The organism is Actinokineospora sp., from assembly GCF_050699995.1.
In the GTDB taxonomy this organism is placed as follows: Bacteria; Actinomycetota; Actinomycetes; order Mycobacteriales; family Pseudonocardiaceae; genus Actinokineospora.
In genome coordinates, this window is the sequence record NZ_JBOHGC010000166.1 from 1 (window position 1) to 12,707 (window position 12,707).

Genomic DNA, 12,707 nt, shown 5'->3' on the forward strand with positions numbered 1-12,707 from the left:
AAAGACTGGGTGTCCAACGGAGTTCCTGTGCTTCAGTGATCTTGGTCGACACTGTTGTAGCAGGAACTCCGTTGCCCATTTCAACCCGTTGACAACCCCACCCAATCCTTAACTACACGGCCTTGGAGCTAGTCCCGCCTGACCATCCGCACCGGGCCGCCGTCCAAGTCGACGCGCGGATGCGGCGGCGCACCCGACTCCTCGTCGTCACGCATCAGGGACTGGGACTTGCGGTCCTCCAGTTCCAGCCGCTTGCCGCCCGAGAAGAACGCGTCAAGCTCCTCGAAACCCACGGTCGTCGCTGCTCATCGGCTCGGTCGCTCCCGAAGGGTGCGCCATGTAATTGTCCCGAGCGACAACACCCTTTGTCCCCCAGCGCATAGCCTCCGCCCCACGACGCCCACGAGACTGGACCTCCTTGCAGCCCCGTCCCCGAGGAGTCACCATGCGGGCATTCCTCCGCGCGGCAGTCATCTCCGTCGTGCTGGCCGTGAGCGTCACCGCGCCCAGCGCCGCGGCCGCCCCCACCGCGGCCCGGTACGCCGAGCACCTGACGATCGGCTTCGTCTTCGGCGACGACGCCCACGACACCAACCCGTTCTGGCGCGGCGAGCTGTCCCCGACGACCGTGGTCTCCCAGAGCACGTCCGGCCCGCTCTGGTGGAAGACCACCACGACGGTCCTGTCCGGCCAGGCCAGCGCCGCGCGGGTCAACATGCCCGAGACCGAACGCACCGGCTCCGTGCAGCTCACCGTCGTGCAGCGCCCCTTCATGGCCCCCGAGGTCCGCTATTCGGCGTTCGACGGCTGGCTCACCGGCACGTCGTGGCACGCGGGCGCGAAGGGCTTCTCCGGCACCTTCACCACCACCGACGGCCACAGCGGCCCCATCGCCGCGGTCACCGACGCGAAGATGGCCGAGCCCGCGCAGACTACCGCCGCGGAGTACCCGTTCCTCGCCGCCGTCCTCACCGGCCCGCACAAGGGCGCGCTCCCCGTCGGCGACTTCCACATCAACCAGATCGGCACCTACGTCGGCGGCAACTTCCTGTCCACCGGCGGCATCTACACCGTCATCGGCGACACCGACGGCCACATCGTCCTGATGCACATGGTCGGCTACGGCGCCGTCGTGGGCGTCCCGGACTCGGTGCTCGGCGGCCAGGTCCTCGGCGGCACCTTCACCGGTCCCTCCCCCGGCGACGGCGGCACCTGGGGCTCCATCCGCACGTTCCGCATCTTCTAGCGAGCCTGCGGCAACCGCACCGACCGGCGCGGACGGCCCGCGGACGGCGGCGGCACGACCGGCCCGATGTCGCCGTCCGGGGCCTCGTCCAGGTCCACGATCACCGGAGCGTGGTCGCTGGGCCCGGTCCCCTTGCGCGCGTGCCGGTCGACCCAGGCCGCCTCGACACGCGAGGCGACCGGGGCCCCGGCGAGCACCAGGTCGATGCGCATGCCGAGGTTCTGGTGGAACATCCCGGCCCGGTAGTCCCAGTAGGTGAAGACGGTCTCGGTCGGCCACCGGTCGCGCACGACATCGCTGAGCCCCAGCGCCCGCAGTTCGGCGAGCGCGGCCCGCTCCGGGGCCGTGACATGGGTCTGCCCGACGTAGGCGGCGGGGTCGAACACATCGGCGTCGGTGGGCGCGATGTTCATGTCCCCGCAGACGATCACCTCGGGCGGACCGGCGACGACGACGGCCCGCAGCGCCGCCAGCCATTCGAGTTTGTACTCGTAGTGGTCTGACCCCGGCACCCGCCCGTTCGGCACGTACAGCGAGTGCACCCGCACCCCGCCGCAGGTGGCCGCAACCGCCCTCGCCTCTTGGTGCGGAAACCCGGGTGCGTTCGCCAACCCGACGGAGACATCGTCGAGCCCGACCTTCGACAGGATCGCCACCCCGTTCCACCGGCCCTCACCGCTGAGCGCCACCTCGTACCCGCGGTCGGCGAGCTTGGCGCCGAGCAGGTCGGTGAAGGCCTCGTCGGTGAGCTTGGTTTCCTGCAGGCACACGACATCGGGCGCGCGCTGGTCGAGCCAGGGCAACAGCCGGGGCTCGCGCTGCTTGACGGAGTTGACGTTCCACGTCGCTACCCGCATGCGATCCACCGTAACCGGCTCAGAACCGGGCCGCCGCCTCGCGCGCGTCGACCGCCGACTCCGCCGCCAGCGCCGCCTCGGCGATCTCCCGGCACTCCTCGATCGTGCGTTCCGCCAGCGCCGCCCGCACATCCGGCACGCTGACCGCCGCCATCGACAGCGACTCGATGCCCAAACCGGCCAGCACCAGCGCGAGCAGCGGATCGCTCGCCGCCTCACCGCACACACCGACCGGTTTCCCGGCCTCCTGCCCGGCCCGAGCAGTCGCGGCGATCAGGTCGAGCAATGCGGGCTGCCAGGGATCGAGCAGTGCGGCCAACTCACCGAGCTGACGGTCGGCGGCGAAGGTGTACTGCGCCAGGTCGTTGGTGCCGAGGCTGACGAAGTCCACCGCGGCCAGCACCGACGCCGCGCGCAAGGCCGCGGCGGGCACTTCGATCATCACGCCGACCTTCGAGATCCCGTGCGACCGCGCCACGGCGGCGAAACCCGCGGCCTCCGCCGCCGTGGCGACCATCGGCGCCATCACCCAAGGCGACGTCCCGGTGTCGCCCGCGGCCAGCGCCAACGCCTCCAGTTGGTCGTGGAGCAGCTCAGGCCGCCGCCACGAGGTCCGCAGACCGCGCACACCGAGCGCCGGGTTGTCCTCAGGATCGGGACAGGCATACGGAACCGGCTTGTCCGCGCCCGCGTCGAGGGTCCGCACGACAACCTTCCGGCCCGCCAACGGTTCCAGGACACGTCGGTACACCCGGCGCTGCTCCTCCATCGAGGGCGCCTCGGCGCGGTCGAGGAACAGGAACTCGGTCCGGAACAGGCCCACACCCTCAAGATCGAGGGCAGCGGCGGACACCGCGTCCGCCGGACCGCCGACGTTGGCCAGCAGCGCGATCGGGTGCCCGTCGGCCGTCCGACCGGGTCCACGCACCGTGGCCCGCGCGACCCGGGCCGCGCGCATGGCGGCGACCTCGGCGACCTCGGCCTCCGTCGGATCGACCACGACCCGACCCGACGCGCCGTCCACGACCACCGGCATTCCATCCACAAAGGACACCGCGGCCGGGCAGGCCACCACCGCCGGGATGCCCAGCGACTTGGCCAGGATCGCGGTGTGGCTCGTCGGCCCACCGCGTTCGGTGACCACGGCCAACACCATCGCCGGGTCCAGCAACGCGGTGTCCGCGGGCGCCAGATCCCTTGCCACCAGCACATACGGGTAACCCGGCTCGGGCAGGCCAGGCATCGGCAGGCCGAGCAGCCGCGCGACCGCGCGGTCGCGGATGTCGTGGAGATCGGCCACCCGCTCGGCCATGTACGGTCCGGCCGCGGCAAGCAGGTCACGGTATCCACCGATGGCCCGGTCGACCGCCCACGCGGCCGGAATCCCTTGTCCGACAAGGTCTCGCACGTTCGACGCCAGCGCCGGGTCGCGGGCCATCATCGACGCCGCGGTGAGCACCTCGGCCGCTTCCGGGCTCGCCGGCTTCGCCCGCCGCTCAAGTTCGTTCGCGGTCTCCTCCAACGCCGTGGCCGCGCGGTTTTCGTCGTCGGCGCCGACAGCGGGCTGCGCGGCGGGCAGCCGGGGCGGCTCCCCGAGGCGGGCGACCGGACCGGTCGCCACGCCCGGGCTCACGCCGATACCGCTGTGGCTGGTCATGCGTCGTGGTCGACTTCCAGGACGGCCGCGAGGGCGGCCAGCGCCTGAAACGCCTCGGCACCGTCGGCGGACAGCACGACCTCCTCGCCGCCGCGGACATCGAGTCCGAGCACGGACAGGATGCTGCGGGCGTCCACGGGAACGCCGCCGTCCTTGGCGATGGTCACCGGCACCGGCTGCGCCGCGGCGGCCTGCACGAACAGGCTCGCCGGGCGGGCGTGCAGGCCCACAGCGGAAGCGATGGTCACTCGACACTCGGTCATGACGGTCCTCTCAGATCGCGACGGGCTCAGCGGACACAGCGGCGACAGTCTTCTCGTTGCCGCGCAACGACTTCGCGGCCAGGACGCACACCGCGGTGATGACGGCGCCCACGGCGATCGCGAGCACGACGAACAACGGCTTGCCGATCAGCCCGACCACCCAGATCCCGCCGTGCGGGGCCAGCGAGGTCGCGCCGACGAGCATCGTGAGCCCACCGGTCGCCGCGGAGCCGAGCACGATCGACGGGATGACCCGCAGCGGATCGGCCGCGGCGAACGGGATCGCGCCCTCGGTGATGAACGACGCGCCCAGCAGCCACCCGGCCTCACCGGCCTTGCGCTCGGCGTCGCTGAACAGCTTGCGCCGGATGACCGTCGCCAGCGCGAGACCCAGCGGCGGCACCATGCCCGCCGCCATCACCGCGGCCATGGTCGCCGACGGGGTACCGGAGGCGAGGGTGCCGACGGCGAAGGTGTAGGCGACCTTGTTGACCGGCCCGCCCATGTCGAAGGCCATCATCGCGCCCAGCAGCAGCCCCAGGGCGACCGCGCCGGTGCCGGTCATCCCGGCGAGCCAGTCGGTCAGACCGGTCTGCACCGCCGCGACCGGGGACCCGATGACCAGCAGCATCACCGTGCCGACCACGGCCGTCGAGATCAACGGCACGATCACGACCGGCATCACCGCCTGAAGCGCACGCGGCAGCGAGATCCGGGTCAGCGCATAGGCGACGCCACCGGCCAGCAGACCAGCGAGCAGGCCGCCGAGGAACCCGGCGCCGGTCGCCGTGGCCAGCAGGCCGCCGACGACACCGGGCACGAGCCCCGGCCGGTCGGCGATCGCAAAGGCGATGAACCCGGCCAGAATCGGGACCAGCATGGCGAACGCGGTCACGCCGATCTTGAACAGCACCCCCGGCACGCCCGCCGTCGCGAACAGCTGCGACAGGTCGGTGACGCCTTCGTAGTCGACCCCGCCGAAGGTGCCGCCGTTGACCTTGTTGGCGACTTCCGCGCCGCCGAACAGGAACGCCAGCGCGATCAGCAGCCCGCCCGCGGCGACGAACGGGATCATGTAGCTGACCCCGGTCATCAGCCACTGCCGCAACCGGGTCCCCACCCCGCCCGTGTCGTCCACTTTGGACACCAGAACGGCCGACGGACCATCGGCGGCGCGCCCGACGGCCTGGGCGATCAGCTCGCCCGGATTGTTGATGGCCTGCTTGACGCCCGCCCGCACGAGCGGCTTGCCCGCGAACCGGTCGCGCTCGCGGACCTCGACGTCGGCGGCGAAGATGACCGCCCGCGCGTCGGCGATGTCCTGCGGGGACAGCGGATCCATGCCCGCCGAGCCCTGGGTCTCCACCAGCAGTTCGTGTCCCGCGTCCTTCGCGGCCTGTTCCAGCGCCTCGGCGGCCATGTAGGTGTGGGCGATGCCGGTGGGACATGAGGTGACGGCTACGAGTTTCATCGGTCGATCACTTCCTCGGTGATGAGCTTGACGACCGCGGCGGAGTCGGCGGCGGTGGCGAGGGCGTCCTTGAAGGACTGGTGCACGAGCCTGCGGGCGAGCGAGGCGAGGATCTTCATGTGCTCGCCGCCCGCCCCGTCCGGTGCGGCGATCAGGAAGATGAGTCGCGCGGGACCGTCGGGGGCGCCCCAGTCCACGCCGTCCTCGCTTCGCGCGAAGGCGAGCGACGGTTCAGCGACCGCGGCGGAACGGGCGTGCGGGATGCCGATCCCGCCTTCGAGTCCGGTCGGCATCTGCGCTTCCCGGGCGGCGACGTCGGCCAGGAACGCCTCCACGTCGGTGACCCGGCCCGCGGCGTGGAGCCGCTCGGCGAGCGCACGGGTGGTCGAGGCCCGGTCGGTGGTGTCGAGGTCGAGCAGGACGAGGTCTTCGGTGATCAGGGGCATCGGCGTCTCAGTTCTCGGTGAGGGTGGCGGCGGGATCGAAGGCGGGTGAGCAGCGCACGGCGGCCCGGTCGAGCTCGGCGGGTGTGGGCATCCGGCTGCCGGGCAGACCGGCGGCCGCGGCGCCCCACGCGACCGCGTCGGCCAGGGCGTCGGGCCCGATGTGGCCCGCGGCAAGGAATCCCGCGAGCAGCGCGTCACCCGCGCCGACCGTGCTGCGCGGTTCGACGAAGGTGCTCCGCGCGTGCCAGGCGCCGTCGGCGGTGACCAGCAGCGCCCCTTCGGCGCCGACGCTGGCGACCACGGTGGCGACGCCTTGGCCGAGCACCTGGCGGGCGGCGCTCAGCGCGTCGCCGAGGGTGCGGACTTCGTGCCCGACCAGGTCGGCGAGTTCCTCCCGGTTGGGTTTGACCAGGTCCGGCCGTCCCGCGACGGCCGCGCGCAAGGCGTCGCCGCTGGTGTCGACCGCGACCCGGGCTCCCCGTTCACGCAGGCGCCGGGTCAGGTCGGCGTAGAAGTCCGCGGGGACACCCGGCGGGAGGCTGCCGCAGAGCACGACCCAGTCCGCGCCGGTCGCCGCGTCCAGCGTCGCGGCGACGAGCCGGGTGCGCTCGGCGGCGTCGAATCGCGGTCCGGGCTCGTTGAGCTTGGTCGTGGTGCCGTCGGCCTCGGCGATCGTGATGTTGGACCGCACCGCGCCCGCGATGGGCACCTCGACGACCTTGATGCCCGCGGTGGCGAGCAAGGCGGTCAGTTGGACGCCTTCGGCTCCCCCGGTCGGGAGGACGGCGGTGGCGGCGAGCCCGTTCGCGGCGAGCGCGCGGGCCACGTTGACCCCTTTGCCGCCCGCGTCGAGCAGCGCGGACCTGGTTCGCAGGACGGCGCCGCGCTGGAAGCTGTCGATCTCGATGGTGCGGTCGACGCTCGGGTTGGCGGTGACGGTGACGATCATGCGCGCACCACCGTCGGCCCGGCCGCCTCGAACTCGGCGGCCTCGGCGTCGCTGAGCCGGTCGTCGGTGACGATCGTGTCGATCTGGTCCAGCGTGGCGAAGCGCGCGAAGCAATCCGTCCCCACCTTGGACGAGTCGGTCAGCACGACGACCCGGCGGGCGGCCGTGACCATGGCGGACTTCACCGCCGCCTCGGCCTGGTCGGGGGTACTCAGCCCGCGGGCCACGCTGAGCCCGTTGGTGCCGACGAAAGCGACGTCGACGTAGAGGTCACGCAACGCGTTGAGCGCCCAGGTGTCGACCCCGGCCAGCGTCTTCGGCCGGACCCGGCCACCGAGGCAGAGCACGTTGACCCCCCGGTTCGCCAACGCCAGCGCGATAGGCAGCGCGTTGGTCACCACGGTGAGATCCCGGTCGGCGGGCACCAGGTCGGCGAGCCGGGCGGTCGTGCTGCCCGCGTCCAGCAGGATCACACCCTCGGCGGGCAACTCGGCCAGCGCCGCCTTGGCGATGCGTTGCTTCTCCACGGTCGACTCGGTGTCCCGAGCGGCCAGCTCCGGCTCGAACCGCAGCCGCTCCACGGGAATCGCACCGCCATGGACGCGCCGGAGAACACCGCGCTTCTCCAAGGCGTCGAGGTCGCGCCGAACGGTCTCGGTGGTGACACCGAGGTCCTCAGCCAACCCGGCGACCTCCACCCGCCCCGCCGCACGAGCACGTTCGGCGATGAGCTGCTGGCGTTCGGCGGCATACATGAAGTGGGATTCCCTTCATTTCACTGTGGTTTCATCTTTGTACGTCTTTGTTTCGTTGGGGTCAAGGGGTTACCAGTCGGTAGTCAGGTCGAACCAGTCCCACCCAGGCCACGGTCCGAGCCGGGCGAACCAGATCCTGAAGTCAGCGGCGTCTTTCTTCGCGGCGGAGTTGGACCGTCCATCGCGATGAAGGTCGAGTTCGTCAACTCCCAACGGGAGGAGCACGGTGTCCAGCCGGCTTGAGGGCACGCCTGCCGAGATCGCACCGTCGACCTACTACGCGGCCAGGGCGCGTCCCGAGTCCGCCCGTGCCGTATCCGACCGGGTGCTGGGCGAGAAGATCGAGCGGGTGCACGAGGACAACTACGGCGTACGGGGCGCGGAAGGTCTGGGCGGAACTCATCCGCGACGGCATCGAGGTGGCCCGGCGCACGGTCGAGCGGCTCATGCGCGAGAACGGGCCGCGTGGCCTGCCGCGGGACAAGTCCCCCGCGCACGACACGCCCGGTGCCGGAGACCGGAAGGCCCACTGACCTGGTGAAACGTGACTTCGCGGCCACGCCGCCGAACGAGCTGTGGGTCGCGGACACCACTTACGTGCGCACCACAGCCGGCTGGGTCTGCGCGGCGTTCGTGCTGGACGTGTTCTCCCGCTTGATCGTCGGCTGGCAGGTCGCCACCAGCCTCTACACGGATCTGGCGCTGGACGCGCTGCGGATGGCGATCTGGCGCCGCCAGGCCACCGGCGCCGATCTGACCGGGCTCGCGCACCACAGCATCAGTGGCGTCCAATACCGGGCGGTCCGCTACACCCAGCGCCTGGCCGAGGCCAGCGCGGTCGCATCCGTTGGCAGCAAAGGAGATTCCTACGACAACGCGATCGCGGCTCACCGCCCGTGCCTCGGACCTGCGGCAGCGATGTTGCTGCGCTATGAACCGGCGAGCGATGAGTGAGATCAACCCCTCACGGCCGGATCACCCCTTCGAGCTGATCGACCTAGCCGACCAGCCCGACGCGCCGCCACCACCGGGCCTCATCGACTTCCACACCACCAGGTGGCGGGGAACTGTCGTTCCACGGCCGTGGCGCCCGCCATCGCCCCTGGTAGACCATACAATGAGCGAGCTCTGGGAGCCCGCGGACGGGGAGGTCATCGTGCAGCGCAAAGCCGCTGGCGCACGGGTTCGCCGACTGCGGGAGCGGCGCGCGCTCACCCAGGAGCAGCTGGCCGAGACGGCCGGTGTCTCCGTTCGAACCGTGCAGCGCGCCGAGGACGGGGTGATGTCGGCCGAAACGGTTGCGGCGCTGGCGACCGCGCTGCTGGTGCCGGTCGACACGCTCACCGCAGCCGACCAGGGCTACCCGCAGATCACGCCGATGCTGTACTTCGCCGACGCCACCAGCCTGGACTGGCTCGTCGAGGTGTTCGGCCTTGCCGTGCGGATGCGGCATGTCGCACCAGACGGCCGGATCGAGCATGCCGAACTCGTCATCGGCGCCGGGCTGATCATGGCTTCCGCTGCGTCCGAATCGGACGCGGCGGCGACCCCGGTGGCCCTGGGCGGCACGACCACGCAGAGTCTCTACGTGATGGTCGACGACGTCGACGAGCACCACGCGCGGGCTCGCCGCCTTGGCGCGAAGATCCTCACCGAGCCGGAGAACGCACACGGGCACCGCCGTTACCTGGCCGCCGACCCGGAAGGCCACCGTTGGCAGTTCTGGACGGCACTGCCATGACTCGCGGGGGCATGAGCATCGTCGAGCGCAAGCTGCTCGACCTGCTCTACCGCACCGCCGAGGGACGGCCCGACAAGCTGCCCTGGCACCGGGACGAGCCGAACCGTCTCCTCGTCGCGCTGACCAAGACAGCTCAGCCGCCCGGCCGAGCACTCGACATCGGATGCGGGTCGGGCGCCTTCGCCGACTATCTCGCCGCCCGCGGATTCGACGTCATCGCGATCGACCTGCATCCCGACGCGGTCGCCATGGCGCGGGCCAGATCCGCGGCGTCGCAAACGCCGTTCACCGTGCTCCACGAAGACGTGCTGGACTACGCCCCGAACGAACCGTTCGACCTGATACTCGATTCCGGCTGCCTGCACAACATGAACCGGGCAGGCATGCGCGCCTACCGCACCCGGCTGATCGAGTCCTGGCTGCACCCCGGCGCCGCTTACGTGCTCGAACACTGGACCAAGCGGCACCCCCTCGACTGGCGGCCCCTCGGCCCCCGTCGACGGGCCGGGCTCGCCACGTTCTTCGCCCCCGAGCTGGAGCTCGTCGAGTCCTATTCAGAAGACATGCGCGTGCCGCTGCCACTCGGGCCGCGCGTCCGTGGAACCGCCTACCACTTCCGGCGTGCCGCGTGACCGGGTAATCCGCCCGCGCGACCCGATCGACGGCCACGGTATGCACCTCCACCGATCGGGGCATCGTGACCTTGCCGGGCTGCCGCCTTTCGGCGCGACTCAGAGGGCGCGAACGAGCACAACCAAGGCGACGATAGAACCGGCGACGGCCCCGCCGTAGCACAGCAACGCGATCAGCGTCCGCGCCCGTTTCAGCTGGAGGCCGTCATAAAGGGTGTACCGGAACCGGTGGGCCCAGTGGAACAGTGCGAGGACACACACGCCGAGCAGCACCAGCAGCGTGATCGGATGCCGCACCACCGCGGCCAGGCCTGCGTAGTCCGGCGGGTCGAGCCAGCCCAGGGGAAACGCCACACCGAACAGCACCAGCAGCACCGGGATGACCAGCGCGGCGGCCATCCCGCCTGCGCTGAACAACAGCCACACCAGCGGCTCGGGCGAGCGGCGCGGGCTCATCGAAGGACCAGCCAGGCGATGACGGCCGACACGCCCAGCCACGCGCCGTAGTGCGCGGCCAGGATCACGGCCACGGGCACCCGCCACCGGCCGATCCGGATCACCATGGCCTTCGGCGCCAGGTTGAACCAGGTCACCGCGTGCAGGATCACAAATGCCACCGCGACGATGTTGAGCACGAGCAGCCAGGGGCCGGCGCTGCGGTCCAGGAACTCCTGATAGGCCGCATGACCCGAGCTGACAGCGGACACCAGCATCAGCAGGTAAACAACCGACCAGGCGATGAACACCGCGGACAGCTCACGCAGCGCGAACAGCAGGTACGAGCGCTTGTGCAGCCACCAGAACAGGGACACCGGGGGCCGGTACGGGCGGGGCACGCTGGTCATCGGGCGCCCCTGGGCAGCAGCAGGTGCTTGAGTGCGGCATTGGCCGCGGTGAGCTTGTACCGCTGGATGGCGCCCGCCGGGTCCACCCCCTTGGGGCAGGCGACACTGCACTCGCCGACGAACGTGCACGCCCAGACGCCCTCGGCGGAGGCCAGCACATCGCGGCGGTCCTCGGCTCCCTCGTCCCGGGAGTCCAGGTTGTACCGCTGGGCCAAGGCGATCGCTGCCGGGCCAAGGAAGTCGGGATCCAGTGCGTACACCGGGCAGGCGGAGTAGCACAGCATGCAGTTGATGCACATGCTGTACTGCTTGTAGTCCTCGAGTTCCCGCGGCGTCTGGCGGAATTCGGCGTCGTCCGGCGCTCCGTCGGAGGTGATCAGCCACGGTCGCACGGTCGGCAGCTTCGCCATGAAGTCGCCGATGTCCACCACCAGGTCGCGGATGACGGGAAAGTTCGCCAGCGGGCCGACCCGCACCGGGCCTGGCGAGTACTCGGTGAGGAACGTCGAGCAGCCCAGTTTGGGCTCGCCGTTGACGGTCATCCCGCAGCTGCCGCAGATGCCCATCCGGCAGGACCAGCGGTAGGTCACGGTGCCGTCCAGGTGGTCCTTGATGTAGTTCAGCCCGTCCAGTACCGCCCACTCCTCACGCAGCGGCACCTGGTAAGACTCCCAGGTCGGCGCGGACTCCCGCTCCGGCCGGTACCGGGCTACCCGCATGGTGATGGTGTCGGTCTTGCCTGCCTTGTCGGACACAACCTCACCTCCCGTACACGCGTTCGCCCGGCGGCCAGCGCGTGATCGTCACGGGCGCGTAGGAGACGCGCCCGTCGCCGGCTGGCTCGCGGTGGATCAGCGAGTGCGCCAGGTACCGCTCGTCGTCCCGGTTGGGGAAGTCGGTGCGCTGGTGCGCGCCGCGCGACTCCTCGCGGTGCAGCGCGCTGATGACGATGCACTCCGCGACGTCCAACATGCAGGACAGCTCCATCTTCGCGATCAGCTCCGTGTTGAACGTGCGGCTCCGGTCGTCGATGGCCGCACGCGCGAACCGCTGCTTCAGCTCGCGCAGCTTGTCGATCGCCTTGGTGAGGGACGCTTCGTCGCGGTAGATGCCCGCGCCGCTTTCCAATGTCTCCTGCATCTCGGTGCGGATACCGGCGATGCGCTCGCCGTTCGCGGTGTGCTCGCGGGCCACCTCGCGCTCCACCCGGCGTACCTCGTCACGCCCCTGGGCCAGCACCGACGCGAGCGGCGCCGGTGGCGCGGTCGACACGAACTCGGCCGCGGCCTCTCCGGCGCGCTTGCCGAAGACCAGCAGCTCCGGCAACGAGTTCGAGCCGAGCCGGTTGGCGCCGTTGATACTGACGCACGCCACCTCACCCGCCGCGTACAGGCCGACGAGCGGCGTCGCACCGCGGATGTCGGTGTGGATGCCGCCCATCATGTAATGCACCACCGGCCGCACGGGCACGAGCTCGGACACCGGGTCGATGTTCTGGAATTCGGTGCAGAGCTCCCGCACGAACGGCAGTCGCTCGTCGATCACCTTCTTGCCGAGGTGCCGTAGGTCCAGGTGCACCACCGGGCCCGTCGGCGTGTCGATGGTGCGGCCCTTCTCGACCTCGTGCACGAACGCCTGCGACAACCGGTCGCGGGGTCCCAGCTCCATGCTGCGCATGACCGGCTCCGGAGTGGGTGTGCCCAGGTCGTAGTCCTGCAGGTAGCGGTAGCCGTCCTTGTTCAACAGCCAGCCGCCTTCGGCCCGGGCCGCCTCGGTGATCAGGATGCCGGTGAATGGCAGGCCGGTCGGGTGGTACTGGACGAACTCCATGTCCTTCAGCGGCGC

At 70.8% G+C, this 12,707-nt stretch carries 17 protein-coding genes; 5 read left to right on the forward strand and 12 right to left on the reverse strand.

The features are described 5' to 3' along the window. Nucleotides 1-128: 128 nt before the first annotated feature. A complete protein-coding gene (locus tag ACRDSQ_RS09090; protein WP_431420397.1) occupies nucleotides 129-293 on the reverse strand; it encodes a DUF6191 domain-containing protein in 165 nt (54 codons plus the stop codon). A 152-nt stretch (nucleotides 294-445) separates the two neighbouring features. On the opposite strand from ACRDSQ_RS09090, the gene ACRDSQ_RS09095 reads away from it, so the two are divergent. After that, nucleotides 446-1,246, forward strand: coding sequence for a hypothetical protein (locus ACRDSQ_RS09095; RefSeq protein ID WP_431420398.1), 801 nt, complete (start codon nucleotides 446-448; stop codon nucleotides 1,244-1,246). On the opposite strand, the gene ACRDSQ_RS09100 is transcribed toward ACRDSQ_RS09095, so the two are convergent. The 7 genes from ACRDSQ_RS09100 to ACRDSQ_RS09130 are packed head-to-tail and all read right to left on the reverse strand — an operon-like array spanning nucleotide 1,243 to nucleotide 7,644. Continuing rightward, nucleotides 1,243-2,103 carry an exodeoxyribonuclease III gene (locus tag ACRDSQ_RS09100; RefSeq protein ID WP_431420399.1) on the reverse strand — a complete coding sequence of 287 codons (861 nt, stop codon included), beginning with the start codon at nucleotides 2,101-2,103 and terminating at the stop codon, nucleotides 1,243-1,245. The genes ACRDSQ_RS09095 and ACRDSQ_RS09100 overlap by 4 nt on opposite strands. A gap of 19 nt (nucleotides 2,104-2,122) precedes the next feature. Continuing rightward, nucleotides 2,123-3,760, reverse strand: a complete 1,638-nt coding sequence (gene ptsP / locus ACRDSQ_RS09105; protein WP_431420400.1) for a phosphoenolpyruvate--protein phosphotransferase — start codon at nucleotides 3,758-3,760, stop codon at nucleotides 2,123-2,125. Beyond that, entirely contained in the window at nucleotides 3,757-4,023 is a 267-nt protein-coding gene (locus ACRDSQ_RS09110; protein WP_431420401.1) for an HPr family phosphocarrier protein, read from the reverse strand. Before ACRDSQ_RS09110 ends, ptsP begins: the two co-directional genes overlap by 4 nt. Before the next feature lie 10 nt (nucleotides 4,024-4,033). Further along, complete coding sequence (locus ACRDSQ_RS09115; protein ID WP_431420402.1) at nucleotides 4,034-5,494, reverse strand: PTS fructose transporter subunit IIC; 1,461 nt, start codon at nucleotides 5,492-5,494, stop codon at nucleotides 4,034-4,036. After that, nucleotides 5,491-5,940: a PTS sugar transporter subunit IIA gene (locus ACRDSQ_RS09120; RefSeq protein ID WP_431420403.1), complete on the reverse strand. Its 450-nt coding sequence runs from the start codon at nucleotides 5,938-5,940 to the stop codon at nucleotides 5,491-5,493. Before ACRDSQ_RS09120 ends, ACRDSQ_RS09115 begins: the two co-directional genes overlap by 4 nt. Before the next feature lie 7 nt (nucleotides 5,941-5,947). Then, nucleotides 5,948-6,889: a 1-phosphofructokinase gene (pfkB, locus tag ACRDSQ_RS09125; protein ID WP_431420404.1), complete on the reverse strand. Its 942-nt coding sequence runs from the start codon at nucleotides 6,887-6,889 to the stop codon at nucleotides 5,948-5,950. Further along, nucleotides 6,886-7,644 (reverse strand): DeoR/GlpR family DNA-binding transcription regulator, encoded by a 759-nt coding sequence (locus ACRDSQ_RS09130; protein ID WP_431420405.1) that lies wholly within the window; start codon nucleotides 7,642-7,644, stop codon nucleotides 6,886-6,888. The genes pfkB and ACRDSQ_RS09130 overlap by 4 nt, the downstream gene beginning before the upstream one ends. Nucleotides 7,645-7,952: 308 nt before the next feature. Between ACRDSQ_RS09130 and ACRDSQ_RS09135 the strand changes: the two genes are divergently transcribed. The 4 genes from ACRDSQ_RS09135 (at nucleotide 7,953) to ACRDSQ_RS09150 (ending at nucleotide 10,017) form a co-directional block, all read left to right on the forward strand. Further along, nucleotides 7,953-8,177: an IS3 family transposase gene (locus ACRDSQ_RS09135; RefSeq protein ID WP_431420406.1), complete on the forward strand. Its 225-nt coding sequence runs from the start codon at nucleotides 7,953-7,955 to the stop codon at nucleotides 8,175-8,177. Between the two features lie 4 nt (nucleotides 8,178-8,181). Next, on the forward strand, nucleotides 8,182-8,598 hold the full coding sequence (locus ACRDSQ_RS09140; RefSeq protein ID WP_431420407.1) for a DDE-type integrase/transposase/recombinase: 417 nt from the start codon (nucleotides 8,182-8,184) through the stop codon (nucleotides 8,596-8,598). Nucleotides 8,599-8,761: 163 nt separating this feature from the next. After that, complete coding sequence (locus ACRDSQ_RS09145; RefSeq protein ID WP_431420408.1) at nucleotides 8,762-9,385, forward strand: VOC family protein; 624 nt, start codon at nucleotides 8,762-8,764, stop codon at nucleotides 9,383-9,385. A gap of 11 nt (nucleotides 9,386-9,396) precedes the next feature. Further along, on the forward strand, nucleotides 9,397-10,017 hold the full coding sequence (locus ACRDSQ_RS09150; RefSeq protein WP_431420409.1) for a class I SAM-dependent methyltransferase: 621 nt from the start codon (nucleotides 9,397-9,399) through the stop codon (nucleotides 10,015-10,017). Nucleotides 10,018-10,116: 99 nt separating this feature from the next. Here ACRDSQ_RS09150 and frdD read toward each other — a convergent pair whose 3' ends face one another. The 4 genes from frdD to ACRDSQ_RS09170 form a co-directional block, all read right to left on the reverse strand. Then, on the reverse strand, nucleotides 10,117-10,473 hold the full coding sequence (frdD, locus tag ACRDSQ_RS09155) for a fumarate reductase subunit FrdD (protein ID WP_431420410.1): 357 nt from the start codon (nucleotides 10,471-10,473) through the stop codon (nucleotides 10,117-10,119). After that, on the reverse strand, nucleotides 10,470-10,862 hold the full coding sequence (locus ACRDSQ_RS09160) for a hypothetical protein (RefSeq protein ID WP_431420411.1): 393 nt from the start codon (nucleotides 10,860-10,862) through the stop codon (nucleotides 10,470-10,472). Before ACRDSQ_RS09160 ends, frdD begins: the two co-directional genes overlap by 4 nt. After that, complete coding sequence (sdhB, locus tag ACRDSQ_RS09165; RefSeq protein WP_431420412.1) at nucleotides 10,859-11,617, reverse strand: succinate dehydrogenase iron-sulfur subunit; 759 nt, start codon at nucleotides 11,615-11,617, stop codon at nucleotides 10,859-10,861. Before sdhB ends, ACRDSQ_RS09160 begins: the two co-directional genes overlap by 4 nt. Before the next feature lie 4 nt (nucleotides 11,618-11,621). Next, the coding region (locus ACRDSQ_RS09170) for an FAD-binding protein (RefSeq protein ID WP_431420413.1) at nucleotides 11,622-12,707 on the reverse strand (1,086 nt) is incomplete at its 5' end.

Coding starts and splice junctions, on each gene's coding strand:
- ACRDSQ_RS09100 (WP_431420399.1), bottom strand. CDS start 2,103: ATGCGGGTAGCGACGTGGAACGTCAACTCCGTCAAGCAGCGCGAGCCC.
- ACRDSQ_RS09120 (WP_431420403.1), bottom strand. CDS start 5,940: ATGCCCCTGATCACCGAAGACCTCGTCCTGCTCGACCTCGACACCACC.
- ACRDSQ_RS09130 (WP_431420405.1), bottom strand. CDS start 7,644: ATGTATGCCGCCGAACGCCAGCAGCTCATCGCCGAACGTGCTCGTGCG.
- ACRDSQ_RS09150 (WP_431420409.1), top strand. CDS start 9,397: ATGAGCATCGTCGAGCGCAAGCTGCTCGACCTGCTCTACCGCACCGCC.
- ptsP (WP_431420400.1), bottom strand. CDS start 3,760: ATGACCAGCCACAGCGGTATCGGCGTGAGCCCGGGCGTGGCGACCGGT.
- ACRDSQ_RS09160 (WP_431420411.1), bottom strand. CDS start 10,862: ATGACCAGCGTGCCCCGCCCGTACCGGCCCCCGGTGTCCCTGTTCTGG.
- ACRDSQ_RS09095 (WP_431420398.1), top strand. CDS start 446: ATGCGGGCATTCCTCCGCGCGGCAGTCATCTCCGTCGTGCTGGCCGTG.
- frdD (WP_431420410.1), bottom strand. CDS start 10,473: ATGAGCCCGCGCCGCTCGCCCGAGCCGCTGGTGTGGCTGTTGTTCAGC.
- ACRDSQ_RS09145 (WP_431420408.1), top strand. CDS start 8,762: ATGAGCGAGCTCTGGGAGCCCGCGGACGGGGAGGTCATCGTGCAGCGC.
- ACRDSQ_RS09115 (WP_431420402.1), bottom strand. CDS start 5,494: ATGAAACTCGTAGCCGTCACCTCATGTCCCACCGGCATCGCCCACACC.
- pfkB (WP_431420404.1), bottom strand. CDS start 6,889: ATGATCGTCACCGTCACCGCCAACCCGAGCGTCGACCGCACCATCGAG.
- ACRDSQ_RS09110 (WP_431420401.1), bottom strand. CDS start 4,023: ATGACCGAGTGTCGAGTGACCATCGCTTCCGCTGTGGGCCTGCACGCC.